The 4729-nt window shown below is 71.9% G+C and carries 2 protein-coding genes; one reads left to right on the forward strand and one right to left on the reverse strand.

Annotation, left to right across the window (positions count from 1 at the left end; translation table 11 throughout):
• Positions 1–1068 precede the first annotated feature (1068 nt).
• On the forward strand, positions 1069–4299 hold the full coding sequence (locus tag HUW36_RS25900) for a phage tail protein (protein WP_174530545.1): 3231 nt from the start codon (positions 1069–1071) through the stop codon (positions 4297–4299).
• 63 nt (positions 4300–4362) lie between these two features.
• On the opposite strand, the gene HUW36_RS25905 is transcribed toward HUW36_RS25900, so the two are convergent.
• Positions 4363–4729, reverse strand: a 367-nt coding sequence (locus tag HUW36_RS25905; protein ID WP_174530546.1) for a zinc-binding dehydrogenase, incomplete at its 5' end; no start/stop codon positions are given.

Raw genomic sequence — 4729 nt, forward strand, 5'->3', positions numbered from 1 at the left:
CCCGGGCCGGTCGGCGTCGGGCCGGTCGGCGTCGGGCCGTGCCGGTGGGACGGGCACCGGTCGCCGGGTCCGCAGGACGTCCGTCATCGCCTCCGCCTTCGTCGCTGCCCGGCCGTGAGGTGACCGCGTCCGGGCGCGGGCAGCCGCCGCACCGGACCTCGCGGTCGGCCGGATGGTGGGAAAAGATCAGATTTCCTCGATGGGAACCTCGCCCATCATGTCACCGTCGATCTTTGCTGGCCGATCCCCGGATCGTGTCGGCAGTCGATGCGTTCGGTGACCGGAGTGGCACGTTCGGCCAATTCCCGAGCGCCGGTAAGAAATGCGATTGCGGACGGCTCGCTCGCCGCCCGTGTCGCCTACCGGCGTGATGTCGCCCGTGTCGGTCATCGCCTTTCCCGCCACCTCCACCGCACTGTGGAGGGATTTGCCTGATGCGTGCGGCGATGACTCCTATGCGGGTATGCGTTCGAGCGTTCTGCCAGCTCAGGCGATGTTCTATGTGGACCGTTGACAGCGTGATCTTCGATGGCATACGGTCACGAGGAATCCTCACCCCGGTCCAGCGGCCCGGCCGTCGATCTGTGCGTCGAAGCCGATCACACCGTTCTCCGGCGATTGTGCGGACAATTGCGCCGGCGCTCCCGCCGCACGGTCGGATATCCGCGCCCTCCCCGAACCCCTTTCCGCCCCCCGTTTCTGTCGACATTTCCCGCCCCGCCGGTCACCTACCCGTCACCACCCCACCCCGCCCCACCCTCCACCCCGCCCCTCACCCCGCTGATCATGAAGTTGGCGGCGACAAAAGGGACGGAGAAGGCGGCCAACTTCATGATCGTGGGCGTGGGCGTGGGCGTGGGCGTGGGGTGGGGCCGGGTGGGGGTGGGCGGTGGCCGATCGGTGGAGGAGAGCCACCGGTGTGGCCGGAATTGATGTCGAGCGGTCGATTACCGGTGCGGCGGCGTATCGCGAGAAGTCCTTGCCTCCTACGGTGACGTCCGGCACGCGGACGGAGGGGCCCGGGAACCACCCGGGGACGCCGTCCCGGCGGACAGGGGAGTTGTCTCGATGCGAGTTTGGAGTCGCGCGGTCGCGGTGCTCGCCGCCGGCGCGGTCGTGGTCGCCGGGGTACCGGCCGTCGCCGGTACCGTCACCGTCCGGGACGCGGGCGCCACCGGGCGCACCGGCGCGGAGACGCTGGGTGGCAGCGCCGCGATCGGCGCCGCCCGTACGGTCGCCACCCGGGCGCAGGTCACCCCCGGCGACACCCGGCTGGTGCCGTCCACGCCCCGCACCGACACGCCGCGGATCACCAACGGCGAGATCACCGACATCGAGGTGATCGGCAACCGCGTCTTCATCGCCGGCACCTTCACCTCGATCGCGAACGTCGGCGGGACGGCGATCGCCCAGAAGTCGTTGGCCTCGTACAACCTGGACACCGGGAAGGTGGACACCGGCTTCCGGCCGACCATCGACGGCGCGGTCGCCGCCGTGGAGGCGTCGCCGGACGGGTCCTCGCTCTACATCACGGGCTCGTTCAACACGATCAACGGGGTCACCAAGCGCAAGATCGCCCGGCTCAACCCGACCACCGGCGCGCCGATCGCGGCGTTCACCGCGAACGCGAGCGCGCGGGGGACCGCGCTTGCCGTCAGCCCCACCGCCGTCTACGTCGGTGGTCAGTTCGCCACCGTGAACGGGGTCGCCCGCAGCGGCCTGGTCGCGCTCAACCCCACCAGCGGCGCGGTCGACACCGCGTTCAACCTGCCGCTCACCGGCGGCATCGGGGTCGGCGGCATGCTCACCGTGCAGCAGCTCAAGCTCACCCACGACCGCAGCAAGCTGCTGGTCGTGCACACCGGGCGGCAGATCGCCGGGCAGGACCGCTACGGCGTGGCGCTGATCGGTACGGACAGCAAGGCGCTGCTGCCGTGGCGTACCCGGCTGTGGGAGGACAACCTGTCCTTCGTCGGCGGGATCCAGCGGGTCTTCGGCGGCGACATCGCGCCGGACGACTCGTACTTCGTGGTCACCAGCGGCTCGGGCGGCGACCGTCCGCCGATCAACGACACCGCCATCGCGTACCCGTTGACCGGGAACGACCACGTCGAGCCGCTCTGGATCTCCCGGCACTTCGACAGCATCTACTCCGTCGCGATCACCGCCACCGCCGTCTACGTCGGCGGGCACTTCAGCTGGCAGGAGTCGCCCACCTCGAACGTGCCGTGGCCCGGCCTGGACAACGTCGGCTACGGCACCGGTCAGGGGCTCAGCGGCTACGGCCTCGGCGACCAGGTGGTGCGCCGCGACCACCTGGGCGCGCTGGACCCGATCACCGGCACGGCGTTGGAGTGGAACCCCGGCTCCAACTCGTACGAGGGCGAGAAGGCGATGCTGGCCACCTCGCGCGGCCTGCTCGTCGGCGGCGACGGCAACACCAAGGGTGGCAAGACCACCGGCCGGGTGGCCTTCTTCGACCTGTCCCGCGAGCCCGCGCCGTCGGCGCTGGACACCACCGTCACCACGCCGATCGAGGGCGCGGTGAAGCAGGCCGGCGAGTCCTTCGCCATCGGCGGCCAGGCGCTCGCCCCGGCCGGCGTGGCGAAGGTCCAGGTGGAGATCCAGGACCGCAGGAGCCGCAAGTACCTCCAGGACGACCTGACCACCTGGGGCGCGTCGAACAGCGTCCTGGCGACCGTGGCCAGCCCGAACGCCGCCTCCACCACGTGGACCCTGCCGGTCTCCCTGCCCGCCGGCGAGTACCAGGTGCAGGCGAAGACGTTCGACCGGAACAAGGCCGGTGACACCACCAAGGCGATCAAGAAGATCGAGGCGTTCCGCTTCGACGACCTGCCGCCGTCGACCCGAATCAGCTCGCCGGTCGCCGGCCTGCTCGCGACGAAGAGCTTCGTGGCCACCGGAACCGCCACCGACGACAAGGGCGTCAACGCGCTCGTCTACTCGTTCCGCACCTCGGACAACCGCTACCTGCAGGACGACGGCACCGTCGCGCCGGTCTACAACACCTTCCGGGGTGAGCCGGACGTGATCGGCGCGGTCTCCACCACCTGGCAGTTCGAGGTGACGCTGCCGGCCGAGGGGCAGTGGCGGATGGCCGCCACCGCCGTCGACACGACCGGGCAGAGCGACCTGCGCGGCGACACCCGGGACTGGACGGTCTCCGCGACCGGCGTCCCGCCGACCGTGGCGATCACCGCGCCGGTGGCGATGACGCCGCCGACCGCCGCCGCGCCGCTCACCGTCGCGCCGGGCACCGCGATCACGTTCGCCGGCCGGGCGAGCGACGACGACGCGCTGAAGTCGGTCGAGATCTACCTGCGCAACAACACCACCCGCGAGGCGCTCGCGGCGGACGGCACCTGGGGCGCCGACTCGGTGGCCGCGTACCACCGGGTCTCCCCGCTGAACCTCGACGCCGCGACGTTCGACTGGTCCTTCACCACCGTGCCGCTCACCCCGGGCGTCTACGACTTCCGGGTACGCGCCACCGACAAGCTGGGCCTGACCACGTCCACCACCAACCTGGGCCGGCTCACCGTCACCGCGCAGGTGCCCGGCGACGCCTTCCCGAACGGGCTGCTCGGCTTCACCGGGGTGAACCAGGACGTCGACCGGCTGCACCTCGACCTGAGCGGCACGGCCACCGACGACAAGGGCGTACGGGCGGTCCGGGTGGCGCTGCGCGACCTGGACACCGGGCGGTACGTGCAGCCCAACGGCACGATGGCGGCGGCGTTCGCCACCGTCGACGCGACGCTTGCCGCGCCCGGCGCGACGAGCACCGCGTTCACCCTCGCGATCGACCTGCCCACCAAGGGCACGTACGCCGTGGAGGCGTGGGCCGTGGACACGGCGGGTCAGCAGGACGGGTCGACCACCGGCGCCACCGCCCGGTACCTGGTCTACCCGGGTGACCTCGACCCGAGGCTGGAGCCGAGCGTCACCCCGGTCGAGGGGCAGGCCTACACCGGCGGCCGGATCGTGGTGAGCGGCCGGGCGGTCGACGACGTCGGGATGCAGCGGGTGGAGGTGCAGATCTCCAACAGTGCCGGGCAGGGGATGAACTCCTCCGGCACGTTCAGCAAGCCGGGCACGGCGGGCAACTACCCGTGGATCGCGACGTTCCTCACCAGCCCGGGCTCACCGGGGTCGAACTTCGCCTACACGTCCCCGGTCGTCCCGGCCGGCACGTACACGGTGACGATCCGGGGCATGGACAACCACGGGCAGTACCAGCAGCCGCCCCGTACCGTCTCGGTGACCGTGACGGACTGAGCCGGTCGGCCGCGGGCCGGTCCGCGTCGGGGTTCCCCGGCGCCGGGCCGGCCCGCGGCCGGGTCAGGGACGGACGAGGCACATCCCGGCGACGGTCGGACGGTCCATGGTGGCCAGCGCCCGCGGTGCCGCCGCCAGGTCGATGGTGCGGGTGACCAGCTCGCCGGGGCGCAACACCCCGGCGGTGACCAGGCGCAGCATCTCCGGGTAGGCGTGCGCCGGCATGCCGTGGCTGCCGCGCAGCTCCAACTCGTACGCGATCACCAGGTCCATCGGCAGGGCGGGACGACCCTGCGCGGCGGGCAGCAGGCCGACCTGCACGTGCCGACCCCGCCGGCGCAGGCCCTCGATGGAGGCGACGCAGGTGGCGTGGCTGCCCAGCGCGTCGAGGGAGAGGTGGGCGCCGCCGCCGGTCGCCTCGCGGACCGCG

Origin of the sequence: Micromonospora maritima (assembly GCF_902825405.1) — a bacterium.
GTDB lineage: Bacteria > Actinomycetota > Actinomycetes > Mycobacteriales > Micromonosporaceae > Micromonospora > Micromonospora maritima.

Coding starts and splice junctions, on each gene's coding strand:
- HUW36_RS25900 (WP_174530545.1), top strand. CDS start 1,069: ATGCGAGTTTGGAGTCGCGCGGTCGCGGTGCTCGCCGCCGGCGCGGTC.